We start from the raw sequence: 23,583 nt of genomic DNA, 5'->3' as shown, positions 1-23,583 counted from the left end.
AGAGAACTCAGGCGCTCATCGAAGCCATCATGGCCTCGCACTTCATGACCATGTCGTCGCAGGCCATGGCGCAGTAGCGGCACATCTCGTCCATGTCGCCGTGGGCGCGGCACTCGGCGGCGCACGCCTTGCCCATGGTCATGCAGGCGGTCATCATGGCGCTCATCACATCCATGTTCATGCCGGCCGGACGCATCATCATGTGCATCGTCGCCTGAGCCATCTCGACCATGTTCGAGCACATGGCGCAGCACTTCGCCATCTCGGCGCCGTGCATCATGTCGCTACCGGCGCACATGGCCGCAGCCATCGCGCACGCGTTGAGCGACTGCATGCATTCCTGCATGGCATCCATGTCCATGGTCATCTCGCCCATGTCCATCGACTTCATCATCGCCATCGTGTCCATCTGGATCTCCCGTGTTCTCGTCGGTTCGGAGGGACCGGATGCCGCGGAGGGACTCCGGCGTACCGGCGATGCTACGCGCGAGAGGTCGCCCTGCGACAGGGCTCTGGGTGAGTTGATCAGGTGGTGAAGAATGCGAGCAATCCGAGAAGCCCGGCTGCAACCATTGGGCGCATGAAGGTCCGTTTCGCGCGTCACACCGACCGGCTCGATGAGATCGTCCGGTTCTACAGCGATGGGGTGGGTCTCCCCGTCCTCGGCGACTTCCACGATCACGCGGGGTACGTCGGGGTGTTTCTCGACCTCTCCGAGAGCGGCGCGCATCTGGAGTTCACATCCGGCGGCGGTCCCTCGGCGCCGACACCCGACCCCGAGACGGTGCTCGTTCTCTATCTCGAGGATGAGGCGGAGCGAAAACAGCTCGCGGGTCGCCTCGCCGGCCGAGAGGTCACGCCCTCGAACCCCTAAGGGCAGACGCACGCCCTGGCGTTCGCCGACCCCGACGGGTTTCAGGTGCTCCTCGTTGTCGAGAGCTGAGCGTGTCGGCTTGCTCGCGTCTCATCGAGCCCGGATGCCGACAGACCTCAGCTCCAGCCCGGCAAGGCGCTGCATGACGGCGGGGTCGCCGCGTCGCCAGGCACTCACCGCGTCAGCGTCGACCTTCGCGATGGTGCGCACGTTCTGGTGGGTGAGCGCGCGTAGGGCGAGGAGGTCGGTCGTGAGGCCTGCGCGCAGGAGGGCGCGGGTGCGCGTCGCCCGCGAGATGAAGCGAAGGCGCGGGATGAGCCAGACCAGTAGGACGATCAGGATCGGGAGGGCGGCCACTCCGACACCGAGCGCGATGGCCGCCTGCAGGACGAGGTCTTGCTGGGTCTGACCTGCCGCGGCCAGGGTGTTGCCCGCGGAGCTCGCCGTGTCGAACGGAGCGCTGATCCCCTCGCCGATGAGAGGGACGCCACCGAGCCGGTCGCCGACATCGGTCATCGAGGTGCGGAAGTCGGTGCCCGCGTTCTGCATCTGCACGCCGAATTGCGCGAGCTGATTCACCGTCGAGAACACGATGATGCCGGTGGCGATGCTTACCGTGATGAGCGCCAGTGCGATCACGTCGGCGGTCATCTGGCGGACCCGCTGCGCGGCGAAGTCGGAATACAGTTTCACGTCGTCACTCTCCCACGCGGTCGGACGTCGCACGTGCTGGTCACGTCACCCGGCGAGCGAGGGGTTCGCAACCCTCGATCGCGTCGCCGCCGATCCGCCGTACGGTGGCCACCGTGCCCCGCCTCGACATCTCCGATCACACGGTCGGTGACCTCGTCTTCCGCTCGTGCTCGACCCGCAGGCCCGGGCGCCCGGTGTACGTCCTCATCCACGGGATCGGGATGTCGCACCGCTACCTGCGACCTCTGCACGAGGAATTGTCGACGGATGCCGAAGTCCACTCGATCGATCTGCCCGGCTTCGGCGGCCTGCCGAAGCCGGCCCGGAGTCCTGGCATCCGGGACATGGTCGACGCTCTCGGTGTCGTGCTCGACGAGTTGGGCGTGGGCGACGCGGTGCTCGTGGGGCATTCGATGGGGAGCCAGTGGGTCGTCGAGTTGGCGATCCGGCGTCCAGACCTGGCGCGCGGGGTCGTCGCGTTCGGGCCCGTGACCGACGACCGGCGACGCGGGCTGCTGTGGCAGGCGGCCCTGCTGGCGCGGGACTCGGCGCTCGAGCCGCCCCGACCGAACGGGATCGTGTTCGCCGACTACGTGCGGTGTGGGCCGGTCTGGTATCTGCGGCAGGCGCGGCACATGCTGCGGTACCCGCTCGAGGATCGGGTGCGGCTGGTGGGCGTTCCGCTGCTCGTGATGCGCGGGGGGAGCGATCCGATCGCGCGTCAGACCTGGGCGGACCGGCTCGGTGGGCGTGCTGCGGCGGGGGAGGTGGTGGCCATCGAGGGGCATCGTCACCTCGCGCAGTTCACCGCTGCGGGGACGTCGGGCGAATTGATCCGGGCGTTCGAAGGAAAGGCGGGCTGAGGGTCACTGTTGCGATATTCGCTCTGTGTCGGTGCCGCCGACTGCGTCGGTTCTGTCGCCATGCAAACGAAGGGGAACGCGGAGGGGTGGCGCCCGCGCCCACCCCTCCGCGCCGGGTCACAGTCCGACGGCCGAAAGAGCGAAGTTCGCCTGGTCCGCGGTGAACTTCTCGCCGTACTCGCTCGTCAGCTGGTCGAAGAGTCCATCGCGCGAGAAGCCCTTGAAGTCGAGGTAAGACTTCGCCGACTTCACAGCCTGCTCATTCCAATCGACCTTTCCGGCCGACTCGATGTATGCAATGGCGAATTCCGCATCCTCCGCCGCGAATCCCTCACCATATTCACTGGTCAGCTGTTCGGTGAGGCCTGCGCGCGAGAAGCCCTTGAACTTGAGGTAGGACTCGGCCGAGCGCACGGCGCTCGACTGTGCGGTGGTCATCGACGGCTTGGCCGGCTCAGCAGGCGCAGGAGCGGGTGCGGCAGCAGCCGCCTTCTTCTCGACGTTCACCACAATGGTGTCGCCGGCTTTTGCGGTCGTTCCCGAAGCGGGCGTGGTGCTGAGAACCGTCCAGTTGTCCCGGTCGATGACCACACCTTTGTCGGCGGAGAATTCGAACTCGAGGCCTGCGTTCTCGATGAGGGCAGCCGCCTCTTTGGCGGTCAGGCCGGTCGTTTCAGGGACCGAAACCTCGGCGGCAGCGACCTCCTCGGTCACCGGCGCGGCCACGACGACCTCCTTCTCGGCGGCCTCGACGGGTTCGCGCTTTCCGCCACCCATAGCCGAGCCGATGCTGCCCAGAACGATGAGCCCGGCGAGAACGCCGACCGGGATGACAATCGCTTTACGCTTGAACCACGGCGCCTTTGCCGAGGAATTCTGAACGGCCACGGGAGTCGGTTCTGCCGCAGCGTGAGCGGATGCCGGACGGGAATGCTCGGTCCACGCGGCGCCGTCGTAATAACGCTCGGTGCCGGGGGCGTTGACGTCGGCGTACCAGCCAGCGGCGTAAGTCGGGTTGTTGTCGTTCATCGGGTTCCTTCGGTTCTGAGATGTGCGCGAACGCATCCGCGCTCAGCGCGTCATCGACTGAAGGACGTACGACCGAGCGCGCACGTTTGTATCCGGGAAAAGTGAACGAAGAGACCGCCCCAGCGGCATCCACGAAACGCGCCCCCCACGCTCGCTCTCGTGATTATGCCGTAGTGCTGATGAATTCGCTATGTGAATCGTTTGCAGCTGCCTAGACCGCAGAGCGAGGGAGTAGGCGGGTCAGGACCTGCTGGCTTCGCCGCCCGTCGGCCTCCCGGTCGAGCGCTTTGAGATCACAGGGGGTCCGTGGAACTTACGGACTTGCCCGCCGCGCGGGCGTAGGCGATCTCGCGACGCGTGGAGCTGCCGATGTAGCCGCCGGGGTTCACGATGTGCACTTCGTCAGCGAGGTCGATCTTCCGCAGATGCAGTTCGTCGAGAATGGCCTTCTGCTCGTCATCGACCGGCCCGTCGACCTCGGCGGGCGCCAGCACGATGACGCCGGTGAGCGTCAACTCGCGGTTCGTTACGCGCATGTACTCGGCGAATCGAGCCGAACCGCATATGCAGACGATCTTGGGCCGCGCCGGCTTAGTCACTTCTGGCGCGCGTCATCCGGTCGATCGCCCGCGGGAGGCGAGCCAACGCGCCGGAACCGCGGCCCCGAGTACCCGTCGCGCTCGACGACCTCGGTGAACATCGCGATCGGGCGCACCCACAGGGAGTGGTCGCCGTAGAGCGTGCGGTACGAGACGAAGACCTCTTCGGTCTCGGAGTGGCGTGCGATGCCGTAGACCTCGTAGCGCTGGCCCTTGAAGTGCTCGTAGATACCGGGTTCGATATGCGGCAGCTCGGTGTGCGTCACGACTTTACGGCGGCCTCGTCGGTGCGCGCCTGCAGGTACTCGCAGAGCTTGCCCGTCGTGTACAGCTCCTCGCCGAGGGCGACGAGGTGCGAGCCGGAGAGGGGGAACTCTCCCGAGCGCTCCGAGAGGGCGGCCGTCCACTGCCGCTCGCAGTTGACGTTCAGCGAGATGGACGCGGGCCCGTGATTGAGGTGGATCGCGACCATGCCCGACTCGAGGTGTTCGGGGTCGTCCTGGCGGAGGACGTGCACCGTGGCGTGAGCGACGCTGTCGTGCTTCTCGTACTCGGTCACCCACTCGTGGATCTCGGTGAAGGTGGGGCGAGCGGAGCAAGTCATGTGTCGAGCCTAGCCACGGGAGCGGGCAGCAGGTTGCTCGATGTCGACCGGCGGGAAGGGTGGCTCTTACACACTGAGCAACTCCCCTCGCTCGATTGCGACCCCTCTTCGAAGGAATTCCTCGGGAACCTGCTCGTGATCTGCGGTCAGGGTAAGCGCGCGTGAACCGCGTTGAGGGTGCCACACGGCATCCGGTCGACCCGAACGCTCTTTCGCCCACGTCGGAACCGGAGCGTGAACTTCGTGGAGGCGCAGTTCCACGACCGCGGCGACTGCGTCGAGCCATCGTGAGGATGACTCGTCCGGCTGCTCCGCGGAGAGGAGTACCCGCGCCACGGGGTCGGCGGAGGCCAGATCGTCGGCGAGTTGAATGAAGCGGCGGTATGCCTGCGCATGCCGCCCTTCGTCTTCGGCACGGGTGATCTGATCGGCCGCGATGGCGGCGGGTGTGCGGCCGTGGGCTTCGAACGGAATCCAATCGATTCCCATCGTGACGGCGAGTCGATCCACTGTCGACGAGGTCGGCTCACGCTGGCCGTTCTCGATCGCGCTGAGGTTGTTGGCCCCGACTCCGGACAGCAAGGCCACGCTCCGAAGGCTCGCGCCCGAGCGCTTACGCGCCCTGCGCAGCGAGTTCACGATGCTCATGTCCGCCCCCTGTTATCTAAAACGATGACACCAGTCGCACGATGGATCGCGGGAACCTCACCGCCCTAGGCTCGCGGAATGGGGGATAACGACGACCACGGCCGCGCGCACGATCCCGACGCCCCGATGACCGCGACGTGGTCGGACGTCTTGAGCGGCGCCGGGCACGCTCTGCTGCTCTTCATGGTTCTGCTTCTCAGCGCAGTCGCCGTGACGGCCATCGTCGGGGTCAGCGACACGGCGAGCGACCTGGCCACCGGTGCCGTCGGTGTCGCTCAGTCGATGCTCTGGACCGCGCTCATCGGCGGCAGCGTGGCCTTGCTCGTGATGCTGACCGGCATGCCCCTGGCCTGGCTGTGCGCTCGTTCGATGCGGAGGCGGCGGTCGGTCGCGTTCCACGTGGTGGTGTGGAGCGTCTTCGGTCTGCTCGTCGGGCCTTCGGTTATCGCGGTTTTCAGCGCGCCGACAGAAAGCGGGTTCCTGCTGGCGACACCTTTCACCCCGATCAGTGCGGTCGTCACGGGCACCTGCGTGCTGTACGGATGGTGGCGCGCCTCGCGCCCAGCAAGGCGGCTGATGCGCCCGCTCGGCCCGGTCGAGGCGAACGACAGCCTCACGCCACCGCGCGGATCACACCCGTGATGATCAGCGTGATCACGGTCGTCCACAGCACGATCGCGGCGGCCTGCCAGGCGAGCACACGCATCGGGGGCACGCCGGTGGACGTGAGGGCCGCAGCGGTGAACTGCGTCGGCAGCAGCAGGGGGCCGAGCAGGCTCACACCCGGCGTTCCGTACCGGTGGTAGGCCTTCTCGAACTTCGCCCGGCGGGCGGAGGTGGGCTTCTCGACGGCTCCGCGACGCGTGGTGACGGCGGTGCGGACGCGCGACGACGCCATGACGACGACCGCCACGCACAGAAGGTTGCCGATCGCCCCAGCTAGCGCCGCGACCACGGGAGGGATGCCGCCCAGGATGCCGATAGCCGCCGCCCCCTCACCCTCGATGAACGGCACGGCCCCGGCGAGGGCGACGATGAGCGGCTGGACGAGGTCGGGCACGTCGGCGACGAGGCCCTGGAAATCGAGGATGAGGTCGGAGACGGGGTTCGACATGAGGACTCCTGGGGGATGAGGTCGCGGCGTGTTCCGCGGTGATTCCATCCCATCGGCGAGCGGCTTCCGGCGGCAGTGTCGCGGTGTCACGAGCGAGCGGGAGGATGTGGCGGCCCACCCGTGACGAATGTCACGCCCGTACAGTGGCGGGTGTGAGCGCCCCCGCACCCGTCCGCAGTCCCGCGGCGACGTACGCCCGCGACGTCCGCGTCACCTGGTGGTACACCGCCGCATCCGTGATGTTCCTCCACGTCTTCGCCGTGTTCCTCTGGGCGTTCGTGGTCGTGCTGCGGGGCACGCCGCTCGACGTCGTCCTCGTGCTGATCGGGGCCGCCGGGTCGGTGGCATCCGGAGTTCTTCTTCTCATCCACTACCGGCGGGAGCCCCTCGACGACGGCGACGACTCCGCGCGCAGGCCCGTGTGGCCGCTCGTGCTGCTGGGGGTCGCGTCGGCGGTTGTGCTCGGTGTCGGTGCCGGGTCGCTACTCGTCGCAATCGCCCTCGCGGCGCAGGCGCTGTGCACGGTGCGGTGGCGGGGTGGCATTCGCGTGCGGCTCGTCGCGCTGGTGCTCGTCGCCATCGTGGCGGTGTGGGTGATCGAGGCGACGCGGCTGAGTCCCGACGGCTACCTCACCCTCACGTTCGCCCTGCCCCTGTTCGCCGCGATGCTCGCTCCGCTGACCGCGACCTCGCTCTGGTGGTGGGATATCGTGCGAGAGCTCGACCGCGCCCGCCGCGCCGAGGGACGTCTCGCCGCAGCGCAAGAACGCCTGCGCCTCGCCGGAGACCTGCACGATCTGCAGGGCCACCATCTGCAGGTGATCGCGCTGCAGCTCGAGCTCGCCGAGAAGATGATGGGACGCGATCCGGATGCCGCGGCCGAACAGGTCCGCGCGGCGCGTGTGAGCGTCGACGAGGCGCGACGCGGCACGCGAGACCTGGCCGCGCGGTTCCGCGGGGTGCCCCTGCCCGACGAACTCGCCAACGCCGCCGATCTGCTGCGTGCTGCCGGGCTGACCGTCGACCTGCTGGTCGACACCGCGGCCGATCGCGCACCGGCGGATGTGCTCGGGCCGGTCGTCCGCGAGTCCACGACGAATGTGCTCAAGCACGGCGGTGGGGTGTCGGCATCCCTCTCCCTCGCGCGTCACGAGGGAGCGTGGGTGCTGACCGTCGAGAACGACGCGCGGAGGGCTGCGTCTCCGGTCGGCGACGGCGCGGGACTGTCGGGGATCGCCGAACGCGTGGGTTCGGTGGGAGGGACAGTGGATGCCACCCGCCTCGGCGACCGGTTCCGCGTGACGGTTCGAGTGCCCGAGGAGGTATCCGCGTGATCCGCGTACTCATCGCCGACGACGAGGACATGATCCGCACGGCGCTCGCCGCCCTGCTGCGGCTGGAGGATGACCTGGAGGTGGTGGCCGAATGCCGCGACGGAGAGAGCGCCGTGGCCGAGGCGCAGCGGCTGACGCCCGACGTGTGCCTGCTGGATCTCGAGATGCCCGGGCTCGACGGCGTCGACACGGCCGCGAAGATCCTGCGGAGCGTGCCGTCTCGCTGTGTGATCGTCACGCGGCACGCGCGGCCCGGAGTGCTGCGGCGCGCGCTGGGCGCCGGGGTCAGCGGGTTCCTTCCCAAATCGAGGCCCGCGGATGACGTGGCGGCGGTGATCCGCGAGGTCGCGGCGGGGCGGAGGTATGTCGACCCCGAGGTCGCGGCAGACGCGCTGAGCGACGAGCGGAGTCCGCTCACCGACCGCGAGCTCGACGTGCTGCGCGCGGGGGCGAGGGGGCAGACGGTGGCGGAGATCGCGGCGTCGCTGCACCTGTCGGCGGGGACGGTGCGGAACCACGTGTCGTCGGTCCTGGGCAAGCTGGGGCTCGCGAGTCGCCAGCAGGCGACGATTCACGCGCGGGAGAGGGGATGGATCTGAGGTCAGCCGGCGCGGCGGAGCGTTCGATCGATCTCAGGACCGGTGGGGGAAGAGGGAAGGCGCACCGTCACCTCGTCCGTCGCCCCGTCGAGCCCGTAGCGTAGGACGACGCGATCGCGATTCACCCGGCCGCCGTCAGGGGTGATGAGCATGTGCATCGGTCGCAGAGCGGCGACGAAAGAGTCCACGTCTTCGGTGCCGACGGCGGTCCGGCCCGCCCAAGAGGTGAAGAGGCTGTGCGGCGCGGTGCCGTCGCGCAGCACCGCACGGGCGATGGCCTCGCGCGCCAGGCGGTCGGGAATGTCGAGGTGCTCCAACACGATGTCGAGGTCCTCGATCATCTTCTGGCTGAGGCGACCCGGGTAATCGATCTCGAGACGGGTCGGGACGAGGCGAGATCCGAAGGGCACATCGCACTCCATCGCCCCGCCACCGGGGCCGCCGTCGAGATCGATCGGCCCCAAGACCCTGCTCGTAAGATCGCTCATCAAGACTGTCCTGTCAGTGCTTCGTCGGCGAGCAACTGCTGCACCGTCTGGCGTGCCGCCGCGTCGGTGGCGAAGAAGTCGGCGACGGTGGCGTCGAAGAGCCGGTGCCCTCTCTCGTACTCGTCACGGGTGTCCTGCAGGTAGTTCGACGTGATGCCGTGCAACTGACTGGCTGCCGCGTGGGTCCCGGTGGGGGCGACGCCGATCCCGGCGCTGCGGGGCGTCGGGCTCGACGCCGGTCCCGTCCCGATGGCCGACGCCGCTTCGGCGAGTTCCTCGTGCACCAAGCGCATGTTGTCCGACACGATGCCGGCGTCCGTCGCATCCATCCGCATCGATCCGTCGCCGAGCGGGTACTCCCCGAGCTGGAATGCGTCGAGGTTGTAGTTCTGGGCGTCCGAGGTCATCGCCGCGATGGCCTCTTGCATCGCATCGTTGAGGATCTTCTCCTGCGCGGTGATCGTGGTGTTCAGTTTGTCCAGCGCGTCGCTGAGCGAGGCGAGAATGTCCTCGTAAGACTCGCCGCCGATGTCGATGCCGTCTCTGGCGACCTCGGACAGAGCCATGCTGATGCCTGCCGATGTCGCGCTCAAACCCGCCACCGCGCCGGTCAGTCCGGCCGGTGCGGTCACGACCGCAGCCACGGCCGTGACGACGGCGCCCACGACTTGTAGCTGAAATGTCGTGTTCGCGGCCGATTCTTCTGCCGCCTGCTTCTCCCAGGCGAGGCGAGCGTTGTCGCAGATCGTCGCGACATCGGCTTTCACTGCGCCCCACATCGCCTGCTGGGCGGCGTAGTTAGCCGCAAGGATGACCGCAGCCTGCCCCAAGCCGTTCTGAACGCTCGAGAATGCCGTGAAGTACTTGCTCAGGAACGGTCGTCGGAACGCTCCCTCCATATTCCCGACGACGACGTCCTGAATGGTGCCCGACGACGTCGAGATGCTCCCGCTGTTCTGCACGGAGGACCCCGCACCGTTGCTGCCGAGGAGCGAGGCGGTGATACGTCCCGCGTCGGCATACGCCCTCGCCTCCGCACCGTCGGGCAGGCCGTGCCACTTCGAGACGACGCTGTCGATGGAGGAGCGGATGCCGTCGAACGCGTCAGCGCACGAGACGTCGTAGCCCACCCCGTCGCCGCCGCCAGAACCGTCCGCGGCAGGGCGGAAATACTGGTAGGGGGCGAAATGCCATTTCGTGTAGGTCTCTTCGTACCCCCACGTGGGGAAGAAATCCTGATCCGCCATCCAGCAGTCGATGGCGGCACGTTTCATCTGCCCGATGATGGTCGTCAAATCGCCGTAGTCAGCCATTACATCCCCCGCTGGCTCGGTTGATCGAAGGACGTGAAATTGCGCCCCTTATTAGAGTAGGCACATGCCTCGCGGATATCGAGGCGTCGTCATGACGTAACCCGTCCCCGACATTCACGGAGGTCACCATGTCGAACGAGGCCGCGACACGGGTCTCCGGTGTTCGGTCGACGGGCCGGCGTCAGACTGTTGCGGCTCTCATCGTCGGCATTGCGGCCGCCATCGTCGCCGGATTGCTGGTGGTGCCCTACCTCGCCCGCCCGGGACTGGTCGTGCTGCCTGCGATCGCGCTGGTGCTCGCCGTATCGGGCATCGTGCTCGCGGTACGTGCACGTCGACAGCCGGGGCAGAAGGCGCGAGGACGCGCGGCCCTGGTCTCGACGCTGGCCGCTCTGATCGTGGACGTGGTCCTGATCGTCGTCTTCGCTGTGACAATCGCCGGTCTCGGCGTTGCGAGCGTCGAGTTGAGGGGCACGGGTCCCGAGGACAACACGGTCACCTTCGCGAACGCCACCGAGCAGCGAACGCTTCAGTGGGGCCCCGAGGGGCGTGCTCAATTCAACACCTCGGGTTCATGGGCGGAGATCACAATCACCGCGCCCGCCGACGCGGCGGATCAGAGCGTCAGCTGCCAGATCCTCTGGAACGAGAAGGTCGTCGTCGAAGAGAGCTCGGGCACGGGTACGGTCACCTGTCGCTACGACGAGAAATGACGTGAGGGTGATGCCCATGCCCCCTCCGACCAGCGCCAGCATCGACGGGGGCTGAGCGATGTGCGTCTGTCGGACCTGGAGGCAGCGGACCGGCCGGGGTGGTTGGAGCGGATGGAGGCGACTTTCGCGGCGGGCCTGCGCGACGCCGGGCTGAAGCCGGGGGAGCAGCCGATCCCCAGGCCGCGGATCAGCGCCGACCGGTGCGCGGGTTCTGGCGTCCGGCGCGGGGGCCCGCGACCTGCTCGCCGTTCATCCAGATCGGACCTGTGTGACCGGTGTCGATGCCCGCGGCGATGTCCTCGGCTGTGCGCTGCTTTGCGATCTTGTGGATCAGGGCGCCGAAGCCGATCTTGGCGATGATGTCTGCCACGCTCAGCAGCACCTGCGCCGTCACGTAGCTTCCGGAGGTGACGGTGAACCCCTGCAACGCGAACACGATGGGGTACGCGAACCAGATCACGCAGAGCAGCGCGATGGTGAGGTTGAAGGTCGGAAGGGCTGAGGACCCGGCCATGTCTCGACGGGCACGCATCATCATGAAGATGAACATCACGTACAGCCCCACCATGCACAGGGCGCTGAGCGTGCCCCAGATCCACAGGGCACCGAGATTCGTGCCGTCATCGATCGCGACTCCGCCGATGAAGCCCGTCACGATCATGCCCACGGCGAGGGAGACGCCGATGGTCCGGTATCGCGAAGCGGTGGAGCCGACGAGCGTCGAGACAGCGATCAACTCGGTGACGAGCAGGGGGACGGTGACGGTCCAGTCGAAGTAGCGCGGCGCCCAGCTCAGAACCGCATTCGAGGTGGCGACCCATCCCTCACTCGTCTGCGTGTACCCAGCGTCGAACTTCAGCACGAGGACGACGTACGAAAGGAAGGCGACGGCGGCCACGCACATGCCCGCGATGATCGCCGGTCGGTAACGCACCGACACCTCGTGCTGCGTCGTGAATGACCGCAGGGCGAAGGCGAAGAGGGCGAGCCCGGCGACGGAAAGCGCGTAGAAGACGAGTGAATGCTGACCGTCGGTAAGCGTGACGTCCCACAGAGCATTGGTGTTCATAGTTCCTCGATTTCGAAAGTTGCAGAAGGGCAACTGTTGCTCCCGATTTATAGCGAGGTAGGGTCGGTGCATTCCGCCCCTGGCGCCGAGGAGGATTCTGTGCAGTACCCCGATGCCGCCGCCTCCGTTGCCCGGGGAACGCGGGCGATGCTGGGACTCACCCTGCGTTCGCTCGGACCGACGCTCGAAACCGTGACGCTGCCGCAGTGGCGCGTGCTCGCTCTCGTCCATCGCGTCGAGCGTGTGCGACAGGTCGACATTGCGGAGGCGATGGACGTGTCGGCACCCACGGTCACGCGCATGATCGAGCGTCTTGTGACGAAGGGTCTGCTCACCCGTGCCACGAGTGCCCAGAACCGCCGAGAGAGCGAGATCACCTTGACGACGCCCGGTCGCCAGCTGGTGATGGACGCTCTGGAGCGGCGAATGGATGCCGTCTCCGCGCTGCTCGATTCGCTCGACGTCGAGGAGCAACAGGCGTTGGCTCGCGCTGCGGAACTGATCACGAGTCGCCTCGAAGCGGAGATCGACCCCGCGCTGGACCTCTGACGGACAGGGCGGTCGGGGTCCCGGCATCCGGGAACTCCCTCCCATCGAAGGGGTGAACGTCGGAGTGATTCATCCCCGTCTAGTAGGGTGGTCCACTGGCGAAGATCTCTCGATATCGAGAGAGTTCGCCGCCTCCCACCACCGATCGCCCAGCGAAGGATTGTCCGTGGATCTCTACGAGTACCAGGCACGTGACCTGTTCGAAAAGTACGAGGTGCCGGTACTCGCCGGCATCATCGCCGACACCCCTGAGGAGGCGAAGGCGGCCGCGGAGAAGCTCGGCGGTGTCGTCGTCGTCAAGGCTCAGGTCAAGACCGGAGGCCGCGGCAAGGCCGGCGGCGTGAAGGTCGCGAAGAACCCCGACGAGGCGTTCGAGGCGGCCCAGGCCATCCTCGGCCTCGACATCAAGGGTCACGTCGTCAAGCGCGTCATGGTCGCCGCCGGCGCCCGCATCGCCAAGGAGTTCTACTTCTCGGTGCTGCTCGACCGCGCCAACCGGTCCTATCTCTCCCTCTCGAGCGTCGAGGGCGGCATGGAGATCGAAGAGCTCGCCGTCGAGCGTCCCGAGGCGCTCGCGCGCATCGAGGTCGACCCGATCGAGGGCATCACGCCCGAGAAGGCCCTCGAGATCGCCAAGGCCGCGAAGTTCGACGACGAGCTGGCCCCCAAGGTGGCCGACGTCTTCGTCAAGCTCTTCAACGTCTACAAGGGCGAGGACGCCACGCTCGTCGAGGTGAACCCCCTCATCCAGAGCGAGGACGGCGACATCATCGCCCTCGACGGCAAGGTCTCGCTCGACGAGAACGCCGGCTTCCGTCACCCCGACCACGAGGCGCTCGAAGACAAGGACGCCGCCGACCCGCTCGAGGCCAAGGCCAAGCAGCACGACCTCAACTACGTCAAGCTCGACGGTCAGGTCGGCATCATCGGCAACGGCGCGGGTCTGGTCATGTCGACCCTCGACGTCGTCGCGTACGCCGGTGAGAAGCACAACGGCGTCAAGCCCGCCAACTTCCTCGACATCGGTGGCGGCGCCTCGGCGACCGTCATGGCCGCGGGCCTCGACGTCATCCTCGGTGACGAGCAGGTCAAGAGCGTCTTCGTCAACGTCTTCGGCGGCATCACCTCGTGCGTCGCCGTGGCCGAGGGCATCGTCAAGGCCCTCGAGATCCTCGGAGACGCCGCGACCAAGCCGCTCGTCGTGCGCCTCGACGGCAACCAGGTCGAAGAGGGTCGCCAGATCCTCGCCGCCGCCAACCACCCGCTCGTCACCCTCGCCGCCGGTATGGACGAGGGCGCCGACAAGGCCGCCGAACTGGCCAACGCGTAAGGGATAGGGAAACAGAATCATGTCGATCTACCTCAACAAGGACTCCAAGGTCATCGTCCAGGGCATCACCGGCGGTGAGGGCACCAAGCACACCGCCCTCATGCTCAAGGCGGGTACGCAGGTCGTCGGTGGCGTGAACGCCCGCAAGGCCGGCACCACGGTCTCGCACAAGGACGCGTCGGGCAACGACGTCGAGCTCCCCGTCTTCGCATCGGTCGAAGAGGCCATCCGCGAGACCGGCGCCGACGTCTCGATCGCGTTCGTGCCCCCGGCCTTCACGAAGGACGCGATGGTCGAGGCCATCGACGCCGAGATCCCGCTGCTCGTCGTGATCACCGAGGGCGTGCCCGTCGGCGACACCGCCGAGGCGTGGGCGTACTCGAAGGCCAAGGGCGAGAAGACCCGCATCATCGGCCCGAACTGCCCCGGCATCATCACGCCCGGCGAGGCGCTCGTGGGCATCACCCCCGCGAACATCACCGGCAAGGGACCCATCGGCCTCGTGTCGAAGTCGGGCACCCTGACCTACCAGATGATGTTCGAGCTGCGCGACCTCGGCTTCTCGACCGCTATCGGCATCGGCGGCGACCCGGTCATCGGCACCACGCACATCGACGCCCTCGCGGCGTTCGAGGCCGACCCCGAGACCAAGGCCATCGTCATGATCGGCGAGATCGGTGGAGACGCCGAGGAGCGCGCCGCCGACTTCATCAAGGCCAACGTCACCAAGCCGGTCGTCGGCTACGTCGCCGGCTTCACCGCCCCCGAGGGCAAGACCATGGGCCACGCCGGCGCCATCGTCTCGGGCTCGGCCGGTACCGCCCAGGCGAAGAAGGAGGCCCTCGAGGCCGCCGGCGTCAAGGTCGGCAAGACGCCGTCCGAGGCCGCTTCGCTGATGCGCGAGATCATCGAAGCGCTCTGACGTTTCGCTTTCAGGGCCCGGATGCCATGGCATCCGGGCCCTTTCGCGTGTCCGAACGCAGGGTGCGGTGTGGGGCGGCGGGCCGCGGGGCTGGTGGGACGACGAGATGACGGGGCTTTCGCGAGATGACCCGCCATTCGCGCTGAATGCGGGTCATCTCGGCGAACCTGCGTGATCTCGACGCGGGCCAGGCGCGGGGCGCGCGACGGCGGCCGGGTGCGGGGCGCGTGGCGTCGGCCGGGCGCGGGCCTCGCGCACGTGGGCGAGCCCGCCCCTCGGCAGCGACGGAAGAGGGGCCCGGATGCCATGGCATCCGGGCCCCGAAAAGCTCGCGAGCTCAGCCGAGCAGCGCCTCGACCGGACCGCGGGCGAAGAAGACCACGAAGCCGGCGGCGACGATCCACAGCAGCGGGCTGACGCGGCGTGCGCGACCGGACAGGGCCTGGATGAGCACCCAGCTGACGAAGCCCGCGCCGATACCGTTGGCGATGGAGTAGGTCAGGGGCATCACGGTGACGGTGAGGAACACCGGGATGAGCACCGACATGTCGCTGAGGTCGACGTGGCGGATCTGCGCCATCATCAGCGCGCCGACGATGACCAGGGCCGCGGCGGCGATCTCGGTGGGGACGATGCTCGTCAGCGGGGTGAAGAACATCGCGAGCAGGAACAGACCGCCGGTGACGACGTTCGCAAGGCCCGTGCGGGCCCCCTCGCCGATGCCCGAGCCCGACTCGATGAAGACGGTGTTCGACGACGACGAGGTCGCTCCACCCGCCACGGCGCCGATTCCCTCGATCACCAGCGCCGAGCGCAGACGCGGGAAGGTGCCGTCGGGGGCGGCGAGGCCCGCTTCGCGGGAGAGGCCGGTCATGGTGCCCATGGCGTCGAAGAAGTTCGTGAACACGAGCGTGAAGACGAGCATGAGCGCCGCGAGCACGCCGATTCGGCCGAAGGATCCGACCAGGTCGACCTGCCCGACGAGTGACAGGTCGGGAAGGCTCACCCACTGCGCGGGGAGGGTGGGAACGCTCAGGCCCCAGCCGCCGGGGTTGCCGTCGGCCTTGGCGCCGAGGCCCGTGACGGCTTGGACGATCACCGCGATGACGGTGCCCGAGAGCAGACCGATCAGCAGCGCGGCCTTGACCTTACGCACGAGCAGCACGGCGGTGATGACCAGGGTCAGCACGAACAGGGCGGTGGGGATCGTGGTGATCGAGCCGCCCACGCCGAGGCCGACCGGAGGCGAGCTGAGCCCGGTCGAGGTGACCAGGCCGCTGTCGACGAAGCCGATGAACGCGATGAACAGACCGATGCCGACCGTGATCGCCGTCTTGAGCGCGAGGGGCACGGCCTCGAAGATCATTCGGCGCAGGCCCGTGACCGCGAGCAGCACGATGATGAGGCCGTTGATCACCACGAGCCCCATCGCCTCGGGCCAGGTGACCTGACCCACGATGCCGACCGCGAGGAACGAGTTGATGCCCAGGCCTGCGGCGAAGGCGAACGGCAGGCGCGTGACCAGGCCGAAGAGCATCGTCATGACGCCCGCGGTGAGGGCGGTGACCGCGGCGACCTGCGAGAACCCGAGGGCGTTGCCCGCGACGTCGGGGGTGCCCGACAGGATGATCGGGTTGAGGATGACGATGTACGCCATCGTGACGAAGGTGACGACGCCGCCGCGGATCTCTCCGCCGACGGTCGAGCCGCGGGCGGTGATCTCGAAGAACCGGTCGAAGCGGTTCTTCGGTTCGGGGACGGCCGTGGTCTCGGGAGCAGAAGCGCTCATGAAGGCTCCAGAAAAAGGGGAGGGGCTAGACCGGAGGGGAAGACGCCGACGTATCGTGTGAGCTATGTCACTCTCAGGAGAGTATCTACCCAGCACCAGCGAATGGGCCCGTCAGCAGGCGGAGACCTTCGAAGCCACGGGGGGCAAAGAGTCCGCCGAACTGCGGGGCGTACCCATCATCGTCCTCACCACCGTCGGCGCCAAAACGGGCGGCCTGCGCAAGACCGCCCTCATGCGCGTCGAGCACGACGGAAAGTACGCGGTCGTGGCATCCAAGGGGGGCGCTCCCGAGCACCCCGCGTGGTTCTACAACCTCGTGAAGAACCCCTGCGTCGCCCTGCAGGACGGCGACGTGAAGAAGGAGTACGTTGCCCACCAGGCCGAGGGCGCCGAGCGCGACGAGTGGTGGGGCTACGCGACCGAGGTCTGGCCCGACTACGACGAGTACCAGAAGAAGACCGACCGCCGGATCGAGCTGTTCGTGCTGGAGCCGGTCGAGTAAGTCTTCGCGGTTCGCTCATCGACGTGAGTGTTCACGACACCCGGACCTCGGGAGAGTTCGTCCGTGTGTCTCGGACACTCGACGGGTGGGGGCTGGGCGCGCTTCGCGCGAGGGCTGCGGATGCCTGACCCAAACCTCACACGTACTTCGCCGCCGCGTGAGAGAAACGTTCGCCGGGGGTAACGCCGGGGCGCGGGCGGGGGAAACCTCGGCTGCTTAGCGTCGGGGCATGGCCCGCTCGCACCCCGCAACCGGAACGAAACCTGCCGCTGACGCCGCGGCAAACTCCGCCGCGTACCGTGACGGCATGCTCCACCCCGCTCCATCCGGATCCGTCGTGGTCGTGGGTGCGGGGATGGTGGCCCACCGCTTCGTCGAAAGCCTCACCAGCCGCGACACCGACGGCCGCTGGTCGATCACGGTGCTCGGCGACGAGGCCCGCGGCCCGTACGACCGGGTCGGTCTGACCGGCATCTTCAGCGGCAAGACGCCCGACGATCTGGCCCTCGACCCCGCCGTGCTCGACCACGAGCGGGTGCGTGTCGAGACCGACGCCCGCGTGACGAAGATCGACCGCGCACAGCGCACGGTCACCACCGCCGGCGGGTCGACGCACGCGTACGACCGCCTCGTGCTGGCGACCGGCTCGTACGCCGCGCGCCTCGCCCTCGACGGCTTCGACCACCGCGGCTGCTTCGTCTACCGCACGCTCGACGACGTCGCCGGCATGCGCGCCTGGGTCGCGAAGCGCTCGGCGCAGCTCGGTCGCCCCCTGCGCGGCGCGGTCGTCGGCGGCGGTCTGCTCGGACTCGAGGCGGCGGGAGCGTTGCAGGCCGAGGGCGTCTCGCCGTTCGTGCTGCAGTCGAACGAGCGCCTCATGTCGGCTCAGCTCGATCTGGGCGGGGCGCGCACGCTGCAGCGGCTCATCGAAGCGCGCGGCATCGAGGTGCGCACGAGCTCGGTGACGACCCGGGTGGATGCCGACAAGACCGGCGCCGTGTGCGGCCTCGAGCTGCGCGACGGCACGTGGGAGGCCGTCGACATCGTGGTCTTCACGGTCGGCGTGCGGCCCCGTGACGAACTCGCCCGTGCGGCGGAGCTGCGGGTCGACGCCCGCGGCGGCGTCGTGATCGACGAGGGCTGCGACACGTCCGACCCCGCGATCATGGCGATCGGCGAGGTCGCGAGCTTCGACGGGCAGTGCATCGGGCTCGTCGCGCCCGGCTACGCGATGGCCGAGGTCGCCGCGACCCGCCTGCTCGGCGGCGAGGCGGCCTTCCCCGGCTTCGACACCTCGGCCAAGCTCAAGCTCTCCGGCGTCGAGGTCGCGAGCTTCGGCGACGCGTTCGCCGAGACGCCGAACGCCCTCGACGTCACCTACGCCGACCCGGTGTCGGGCGTCTACAAGAAGCTCGTGCTGAGCGATGACGCGCAGACGCTTCTCGGCGGCATCCTGGTCGGCGACGCCTCGGCATACACCTCCCTGCGTCCGCTCGTCGGTCGCGCGCTCGGCGGCGACCCCGCGGCGTACCTCATGCCCTCCGATCTCGCCCCGGCCCCGCAGGGCGACCTGCCCGCCGACGCGATCGTGTGCTCGTGCAACGGCGTCACCGCCGGGACGGTGCGCGAGGCCGTCACCGAGCACCAGTGCGCGGATGCCGCCGAGGTCAAGGCCTGCACCAAGGCGGGAGCGGCGTGCGGCTCGTGCTTCACGCTCGTGAAGAAGCTCGTGGCGACCGAGCTCGCGGCATCCGGAAAAGAAGTCTCGAACGGACTGTGCGAGCACTTCTCGTTCACCCGGGCGCAGCTGTTCGACGCCGTCCGGGTCTCGGGGCTGCGCACCTTCACCTCGATCGTCGAGCGCTTCGGCACGGGGCGCGGCTGCGACATCTGCAAGCCGGCCCTCGCGAGCATCCTCGCGAGCCTCTACTCGGGGCACGTGCTCGACGGTGAACTCGCGACCATGCAGGACACCAACGACCACGTGATGGCCAACATCCAGCGCGACGGCAGCTACAGCGTCGTCCCGCGCATTCCGGGCGGTGAGATCACGCCCGAGGGCCTCGTGGTGATCGGCGAGGTCGCGCGCGACTTCGGGCTCTACACGAAGATCACCGGCGGCCAGCGGATCGACCTGTTCGGCGCGCGCCTCGACCAGCTGCCCGACATCTGGAAGCGCCTCGTCGACGCCGGCTTCGAATCCGGCCACGCCTACGGCAAGTCGCTGCGCACGGTGAAGTCGTGCGTCGGGTCGACCTGGTGCCGCTACGGCGTGCAGGACTCGGTGGGCATGGCCGTGCAGCTCGAGCTGCGCTATCGGGGTCTGCGCTCGCCGCACAAGCTCAAGTTCGGCGTCTCGGGTTGCGCGCGCGAGTGCGCCGAGGCCCGCGGCAAGGACATCGGAGTGATCGCGACCGAAGCCGGCTGGAACCTCTACGTCGGCGGCAACGGCGGCTTCAGCCCGCGCCACGCGGAGCTGTTCGCCGAGGGCCTCGACGACGAGGGGCTGCTGCGGGCGATCGACCGGTTCCTCATGTTCTACATCCGTACCGCCGACCGGCTGCAGCGCACCGCGCCGTGGGCCGGCGAGTACGAGGGCGGCCTCGAGGCGCTCAAGGGCGTCGTGTTCGACGACACGCTCGGCATCGCCGACGATCTCGACCGGGCCATGGCATCCCACATCGACGCCTACGAGGACGAGTGGGCCGCCACCCTCGCCGACCCCGAGAAGCTCAAGCGCTTCCAGAGCTTCGTCAACGCCCCCGAGAAGGCCGACCCCTCGCTCGCCTACGTCGCCGAGCGCGGCCAGGCCCGACCCGCCACGGCTGAGGAACGCGCGTCGGGCGCGGTGCTCATCGGCGGCACGACGCTGGCGGTGCGGTCATGACTCTCGTGCAGACGACTCCGGATGCCGGGACCCCGGCCGTGACGTCGGACTCGACCGGCGCTCCCGATGGGCCGGCGGCACGGGGCTGGACCCGCGTCTGCCGCGTCGACGATCTGCTCGTCGAGCGTGGGGCCGCTGCCCTCCTCGGCGACCGGCAGATCGCGCTGTTCCGCACGTTCGACGGCCGCATCTTCGCGACCGACCAGATCGACCCGTTCAGCGGGGCTGCGGTGCTCTCGCGCGGGATCGTCGGCGACCGCGGGGGAGTGCCCACCGTCGCCTCGCCCATGTACAAGCAGGTGTTCGACCTGCGAACGGGAGCGTGCCTCGACACGCAGGGCAAGGAGCCCCTGGCCGTGGCCGTGCACCCGGTGACCGTGGCCGAGGGCGACGTGTTCGTGAAGCTCGTGACCGGCTCGGGGCCGGCGGGCAGCACGCACGCCGACCCCGCGCACGCCGACCCCGCAGAAGGAGACGCCCGATGATCGCTCTCGCAGGACTCGACCTCACCGACAAGCTCGTCGTGTGCGTGGGCGGCGGCTCCGTCGCCGAGAAGCGCATCGCGCGGCTGCGGGCCGCCGGCGCCCGGGTGCGGGTCGTCGCGCCCGTCGTGACGCCCGGGCTCGCCGCGCTCGCCGCCGTGGGCGACATCGAGTGGCGGGCGCGCGCCTTCGCCGACACCGACCTCGACGACGCCTGGTTCTGCCACACGGCCACGGGCGCGGCATCCGTCGACGCCGCCGTCGTCGAGGCAGCCGAAGCCCGCCGCGTGTGGTGCGTCAACGCGGGCCACGGCGGCAAGGGCACCGCGCGCCTGGCCGCCGAGACCACCAGCGGCGACGTCATGGTCGGGGTCGTCTCGACCGCCGGCGCCGACCCCCGCCGCAGTGTCGCCGTGCGCGACGCCATCGCCCAGCGCCTCGCCGAAGGCGCCCTCCCGCTCCGCCGTCGACGTCGCCCGCTCGTGGGGAGCGTGGCGCTCGTCGGCGGCGGCCCCGGCCCCATCGACCTCCTGACCGTGCGGGCCCGCGCTCTACTGGCCGAGGCCGACGTGGTCGTGCACGACCGACTCGGACCCACCGGCGTGCTCGCCGAACTCGGCGACGACGTCGAGTTGATCGACGTGGGCAAGCGCCCCCACCACCACCCCGTGCCGCAGCACGAGATCAACGCTCTGATCGTCGACCGTGCCGCGAAGGGACTGCGGGTCGTCCGGCTCAAGGGCGGCGACCCGTTCGTCTACGGCCGCGGCGGCGAGGAGGTCTTCGCGTGCCGCGAGGCTGGGATCGCGGTCGAGGTCGTGCCCGGCATCTCGAGCGCGATCGCCGTGCCCTCGGCGGCGGGTGTGCCCGTGACGCACCGCGGCGTCGCCGGTACCCTGCACGTTGTGAACGGTCAGGACACCCCGAGTGAAGCGACCCTCGCCGCGCTCCGCGACGACACCGCGACCGTCGTCGCGTTGATGGGCGTCAGCGCCCTGCCGCGCTTCGTCGCCGCCGCCCACGCCGCCGGCGCCCCCGAGACGCGGCCGGTGGCCTTCGTCGAGAACGGCCACACGCCCGCTCAGCGCACGATCCGCACGACGCTCGGGACGGCGATCCAGGACGCCGAGACCCACCGCCTCGCCAACCCCGCGGTGCTCGTCTTCGGCGAGGTGGCGCGGGCCGACCTGCTGCTGCCGACCGCCGCGCCGGCCGCGGTCGCGGCGCACGGGGAGGGCATCGGGTGACCGCACCCGCGCGGACGATCAGCACGGTGCTCCAGGGGTGCACCGTGCTGCTTCCCGTCGACCGGCGGTCGGGGGAGCTGTCGGCCGCGCTCGAGCGGCACGGCGCGCGCGTGCGCGTCGCGCCGGCGCTGACGATCATCCCGCACGTCGACGACGAGGAGCTCATCGCGCAGACCCGACACCTGGTCACCGATCCTCCCGACGTGGTCGTCGCCACCACCGGCGTCGGCTTCCGCGGGTGGATGGAGACCGCCGACGAGGCGGGCCTGCACGACGAGCTGAGCACGGTGATGGACCGAGCGCGGATCGTCGCGCGCGGACCCAAGGCGCGCGGGGCGATCCAACAGGCGGGTTTCGAGGCCGACTGGGTCGCCGAGAGCGAGACCTCGGCGGAGCTGCGCGACTTTCTCGTCGCCGAGGGCATCGCGGGTCTCCACGTCGCCGTGCAGCACCACGGCTCCGGGGCCGACGGCCTCGACGAGGCGTTCGAGCAGGCGGGGGCACGCGTCACCAGCCTCACCATCTACCGCTGGGGCCCGCCGCCCGACCCCGAGGCGGTCGCCGCCTCGACCCGGCAGGTCGCCCGCGGCGAGATCGACGCCGTGCTGTTCACCTCGGCTCCCGCGGCCCGCGAGTGGATCCTCGCCGCCGAACGGGCCGAGGCGCTCGACGGGGTGGCATCCCGTGCACGAGACGGACGCGTGCTCGTCGCGGCGGTCGGTCCGATCACGGCGGGCCCCCTGCTCGAGGCCGGGATCGTTCCGCTGGTTCCCGACCGCGGGCGCCTGGGCGCGCTCGTGCGCGCGGTGGTCACGCACTACGGCGGCGCGGACGCGGCCGTGATCCGCACGACGGCCGGGGTGCTCGGCATCCGGTCGTCGGGGATCGTGCTCGACGGGGAGTTCACCCCGCTGCCGCGCACGGGCGTCGAGATCCTGCGCGCTCTCGCGCGTCACCCCGGAGCGGTCGTGTCGCGGGCGGATCTGGTGGCGGCGCTGTCGAGCGCCGAGGCCAGCGGCCACGCGGTCGAGGTCGCCGTGGCCCGAACCCGCGAAGCGCTCGGGGGAGCCGACCTGATCCGCACGGTCTACAAGCGCGGCTACCGGCTCGACGTGATCGACGAGGAGGACTCATGACCGCGGTACTCATCGCCTGCGCCCACGGCACCCGGTTCGAAGAGGGGCGCGTGGTCGTGCGCGAGCTCCTCGAGGTGCTGCGCTCCACCGCTCCCGAGGGGGTCGAGGTGCTCGAGGCCTACGTCGACGTGCACGGTCCGTACGTCACCGACGTGGTCGCCGAAGCGCGCGAGCGGACCGACGACATCGTGATCGTGCCGCTGCTGCTGTCGACCGGCTACCACACCGAGGTCGACCTGGTGGAGGCCGCCGACGGGCTGCCGGTCGCCCCGGCCCTCGGGCCGCACCCGGTGCTCGCCGAGATCCTCGTCGACCGCGTGCGCGAGGCGGGGGCCGGGGCGGACGACACCGTCGTGCTCGCCGCGGCGGGATCGACCCGCCCGGGCGCCGTGGTCGACGTCGAACGCATGGCGGAGCTCATGACCGAGGCCGGGGTCGCCGGACCCGTCGTGACGGCGTACGCCGCGGCATCCGATCCCCGCATCCTCGACGCTGTGCAGGCCGCACGCTCGGCCGGGCGACGGACGGTCGCGGCGAGCTACGTCCTCGCCCCGGGGCACTTCTCACGCGTGATCGAGAAAGCGGATGCCGACCTGACCACCGCCCCGATCGGTGCGGACCCGCGGCTGGCGACGGTCGTGTGGGAGCGGTGGGCCGCGGCGCGCGGCAGCCGGGTCGCGTCGACGCCGGACCCGTCGACGGCGGCGGGGTCCTCTCCCCGAGGGCTGCTCGCCGCGGTGCGCGGGCTCGTCTCGGGCGCTCGCCGCCGCGCCTGAGAGGCGGGCTGGGGCGGCGCGGG

General features: G+C 69.3%; 27 protein-coding genes. 15 read left to right on the top strand and 12 right to left on the bottom strand.

Translation table 11 applies throughout. The features are described from left to right. Positions 1 to 7 precede the first annotated feature (7 nt). A complete protein-coding gene (locus tag F9B98_RS03040; protein ID WP_225310201.1) occupies positions 8 to 409 on the bottom strand; it encodes an aldehyde dehydrogenase in 402 nt (133 codons plus the stop codon). A 171-nt stretch (positions 410 to 580) separates the two neighbouring features. Here F9B98_RS03040 and F9B98_RS03035 point away from each other — a divergent pair, with 171 nt between their 5' ends. After that, on the top strand, positions 581 to 874 hold the full coding sequence (locus F9B98_RS03035; RefSeq protein ID WP_150952684.1) for a VOC family protein: 294 nt from the start codon (positions 581 to 583) through the stop codon (positions 872 to 874). A gap of 90 nt (positions 875 to 964) precedes the next feature. Here the strand turns inward: F9B98_RS03035 and F9B98_RS03030 are convergent, their stop codons facing one another. Then, complete coding sequence (locus F9B98_RS03030; protein WP_150952681.1) at positions 965 to 1,567, bottom strand: hypothetical protein; 603 nt, start codon at positions 1,565 to 1,567, stop codon at positions 965 to 967. Between the two features lie 113 nt (positions 1,568 to 1,680). On the opposite strand from F9B98_RS03030, the gene F9B98_RS03025 reads away from it, so the two are divergent. Continuing rightward, entirely contained in the window at positions 1,681 to 2,430 is a 750-nt protein-coding gene (locus F9B98_RS03025) for an alpha/beta fold hydrolase (RefSeq protein ID WP_225310200.1), read from the top strand. Positions 2,431 to 2,547: 117 nt separating this feature from the next. Here the strand turns inward: F9B98_RS03025 and F9B98_RS03020 are convergent, their stop codons facing one another. The 5 genes from F9B98_RS03020 to F9B98_RS03000 form a co-directional block, all read right to left on the bottom strand. Further along, complete coding sequence (locus tag F9B98_RS03020) at positions 2,548 to 3,459, bottom strand: Ltp family lipoprotein (RefSeq protein WP_191966646.1); 912 nt, start codon at positions 3,457 to 3,459, stop codon at positions 2,548 to 2,550. A gap of 293 nt (positions 3,460 to 3,752) precedes the next feature. Next, entirely contained in the window at positions 3,753 to 3,995 is a 243-nt protein-coding gene (locus F9B98_RS03015; RefSeq protein ID WP_150952675.1) for a hypothetical protein, read from the bottom strand. A 59-nt stretch (positions 3,996 to 4,054) separates the two neighbouring features. Beyond that, entirely contained in the window at positions 4,055 to 4,324 is a 270-nt protein-coding gene (locus F9B98_RS03010; RefSeq protein WP_150952672.1) for a DUF1653 domain-containing protein, read from the bottom strand. Then, entirely contained in the window at positions 4,321 to 4,662 is a 342-nt protein-coding gene (locus F9B98_RS03005) for a hypothetical protein (protein ID WP_150952669.1), read from the bottom strand. Before F9B98_RS03005 ends, F9B98_RS03010 begins: the two co-directional genes overlap by 4 nt. Positions 4,663 to 4,728: 66 nt before the next feature. Continuing rightward, complete coding sequence (locus tag F9B98_RS03000; RefSeq protein WP_150952667.1) at positions 4,729 to 5,310, bottom strand: helix-turn-helix domain-containing protein; 582 nt, start codon at positions 5,308 to 5,310, stop codon at positions 4,729 to 4,731. Between the two features lie 78 nt (positions 5,311 to 5,388). Between F9B98_RS03000 and F9B98_RS02995 the strand changes: the two genes are divergently transcribed. Beyond that, positions 5,389 to 5,952 carry a hypothetical protein gene (locus F9B98_RS02995; protein ID WP_150952663.1) on the top strand — a complete coding sequence of 188 codons (564 nt, stop codon included), beginning with the start codon at positions 5,389 to 5,391 and terminating at the stop codon, positions 5,950 to 5,952. Here the strand turns inward: F9B98_RS02995 and F9B98_RS02990 are convergent. Further along, the gene (locus F9B98_RS02990; RefSeq protein ID WP_150952660.1) at positions 5,924 to 6,424 is read right to left on the bottom strand and encodes a small multidrug efflux protein; all 501 of its coding nucleotides are present in this window, start codon (positions 6,422 to 6,424) and stop codon (positions 5,924 to 5,926) included. The genes F9B98_RS02995 and F9B98_RS02990 overlap by 29 nt on opposite strands. Positions 6,425 to 6,576: 152 nt before the next feature. Here F9B98_RS02990 and F9B98_RS02985 point away from each other — a divergent pair, with 152 nt between their 5' ends. Further along, a complete protein-coding gene (locus F9B98_RS02985; RefSeq protein WP_225310199.1) occupies positions 6,577 to 7,758 on the top strand; it encodes a sensor histidine kinase in 1,182 nt (393 codons plus the stop codon). Beyond that, positions 7,755 to 8,357: a DNA-binding response regulator gene (locus tag F9B98_RS02980; RefSeq protein WP_150952654.1), complete on the top strand. Its 603-nt coding sequence runs from the start codon at positions 7,755 to 7,757 to the stop codon at positions 8,355 to 8,357. Before F9B98_RS02985 ends, F9B98_RS02980 begins: the two co-directional genes overlap by 4 nt. Before the next feature lie 2 nt (positions 8,358 to 8,359). Here F9B98_RS02980 and F9B98_RS02975 read toward each other — a convergent pair whose 3' ends face one another. Together F9B98_RS02975 and F9B98_RS02970 are read right to left on the bottom strand one after the other, a co-directional pair. Further along, positions 8,360 to 8,845 carry a hypothetical protein gene (locus F9B98_RS02975; RefSeq protein ID WP_150952651.1) on the bottom strand — a complete coding sequence of 162 codons (486 nt, stop codon included), beginning with the start codon at positions 8,843 to 8,845 and terminating at the stop codon, positions 8,360 to 8,362. After that, entirely contained in the window at positions 8,845 to 10,158 is a 1,314-nt protein-coding gene (locus tag F9B98_RS02970) for a hypothetical protein (protein ID WP_150952648.1), read from the bottom strand. Before F9B98_RS02970 ends, F9B98_RS02975 begins: the two co-directional genes overlap by 1 nt. A 128-nt stretch (positions 10,159 to 10,286) precedes the next feature. Between F9B98_RS02970 and F9B98_RS02965 the strand changes: the two genes are divergently transcribed. Next, positions 10,287 to 10,871: a hypothetical protein gene (locus F9B98_RS02965; protein WP_150952645.1), complete on the top strand. Its 585-nt coding sequence runs from the start codon at positions 10,287 to 10,289 to the stop codon at positions 10,869 to 10,871. 187 nt (positions 10,872 to 11,058) lie between these two features. Here F9B98_RS02965 and F9B98_RS02960 read toward each other — a convergent pair whose 3' ends face one another. Then, positions 11,059 to 11,940 (bottom strand): bacteriorhodopsin, encoded by an 882-nt coding sequence (locus F9B98_RS02960; protein WP_191966645.1) that lies wholly within the window; start codon positions 11,938 to 11,940, stop codon positions 11,059 to 11,061. Between the two features lie 99 nt (positions 11,941 to 12,039). Here F9B98_RS02960 and F9B98_RS15835 point away from each other — a divergent pair, with 99 nt between their 5' ends. The 3 genes from F9B98_RS15835 to sucD all read left to right on the top strand — a co-directional run bounded on the left by F9B98_RS15835 (position 12,040) and on the right by sucD (position 14,741). Then, positions 12,040 to 12,489, top strand: coding sequence for a MarR family transcriptional regulator (locus F9B98_RS15835; protein WP_191966644.1), 450 nt, complete (start codon positions 12,040 to 12,042; stop codon positions 12,487 to 12,489). A gap of 166 nt (positions 12,490 to 12,655) precedes the next feature. Then, complete coding sequence (gene sucC, locus F9B98_RS02955) at positions 12,656 to 13,819, top strand: ADP-forming succinate--CoA ligase subunit beta (protein WP_103206613.1); 1,164 nt, start codon at positions 12,656 to 12,658, stop codon at positions 13,817 to 13,819. A 19-nt stretch (positions 13,820 to 13,838) separates the two neighbouring features. Then, complete coding sequence (gene sucD / locus F9B98_RS02950; protein ID WP_150952640.1) at positions 13,839 to 14,741, top strand: succinate--CoA ligase subunit alpha; 903 nt, start codon at positions 13,839 to 13,841, stop codon at positions 14,739 to 14,741. A gap of 337 nt (positions 14,742 to 15,078) precedes the next feature. On the opposite strand, the gene F9B98_RS02945 is transcribed toward sucD, so the two are convergent. After that, the gene (locus tag F9B98_RS02945) at positions 15,079 to 16,530 is read right to left on the bottom strand and encodes an NCS2 family permease (RefSeq protein ID WP_150952637.1); all 1,452 of its coding nucleotides are present in this window, start codon (positions 16,528 to 16,530) and stop codon (positions 15,079 to 15,081) included. 64 nt (positions 16,531 to 16,594) lie between these two features. Between F9B98_RS02945 and F9B98_RS02940 the strand changes: the two genes are divergently transcribed. The 6 genes from F9B98_RS02940 (at position 16,595) to F9B98_RS02915 (ending at position 23,560) form a co-directional block, all read left to right on the top strand. Next, positions 16,595 to 17,032, top strand: a complete 438-nt coding sequence (locus F9B98_RS02940; RefSeq protein ID WP_150952634.1) for a nitroreductase family deazaflavin-dependent oxidoreductase — start codon at positions 16,595 to 16,597, stop codon at positions 17,030 to 17,032. A gap of 307 nt (positions 17,033 to 17,339) precedes the next feature. Next, positions 17,340 to 19,919: a nitrite reductase large subunit NirB gene (gene nirB, locus F9B98_RS02935; protein WP_150955789.1), complete on the top strand. Its 2,580-nt coding sequence runs from the start codon at positions 17,340 to 17,342 to the stop codon at positions 19,917 to 19,919. Beyond that, entirely contained in the window at positions 19,916 to 20,404 is a 489-nt protein-coding gene (gene nirD / locus F9B98_RS02930) for a nitrite reductase small subunit NirD (protein ID WP_150952631.1), read from the top strand. Before nirB ends, nirD begins: the two co-directional genes overlap by 4 nt. Next, positions 20,401 to 21,648 carry a uroporphyrinogen-III C-methyltransferase gene (gene cobA / locus F9B98_RS02925; RefSeq protein WP_150952628.1) on the top strand — a complete coding sequence of 416 codons (1,248 nt, stop codon included), beginning with the start codon at positions 20,401 to 20,403 and terminating at the stop codon, positions 21,646 to 21,648. The genes nirD and cobA overlap by 4 nt, the downstream gene beginning before the upstream one ends. After that, a complete protein-coding gene (locus tag F9B98_RS02920) occupies positions 21,645 to 22,784 on the top strand; it encodes a uroporphyrinogen-III synthase (protein ID WP_150952625.1) in 1,140 nt (379 codons plus the stop codon). The genes cobA and F9B98_RS02920 overlap by 4 nt, the downstream gene beginning before the upstream one ends. Continuing rightward, positions 22,781 to 23,560, top strand: coding sequence for a sirohydrochlorin chelatase (locus tag F9B98_RS02915; RefSeq protein ID WP_150952623.1), 780 nt, complete (start codon positions 22,781 to 22,783; stop codon positions 23,558 to 23,560). The genes F9B98_RS02920 and F9B98_RS02915 overlap by 4 nt, the downstream gene beginning before the upstream one ends. Positions 23,561 to 23,583: the final 23 nt, after the last annotated feature.

The organism is Microbacterium testaceum StLB037 (genome assembly GCF_008763945.1).
In the GTDB taxonomy this organism is placed as follows: Bacteria; Actinomycetota; Actinomycetes; order Actinomycetales; family Microbacteriaceae; genus Microbacterium; species Microbacterium testaceum_G.
The sequence above is the reverse complement of the archived record's forward strand: the minus strand, read 5'-3'. Positions and strand labels throughout refer to the sequence as shown.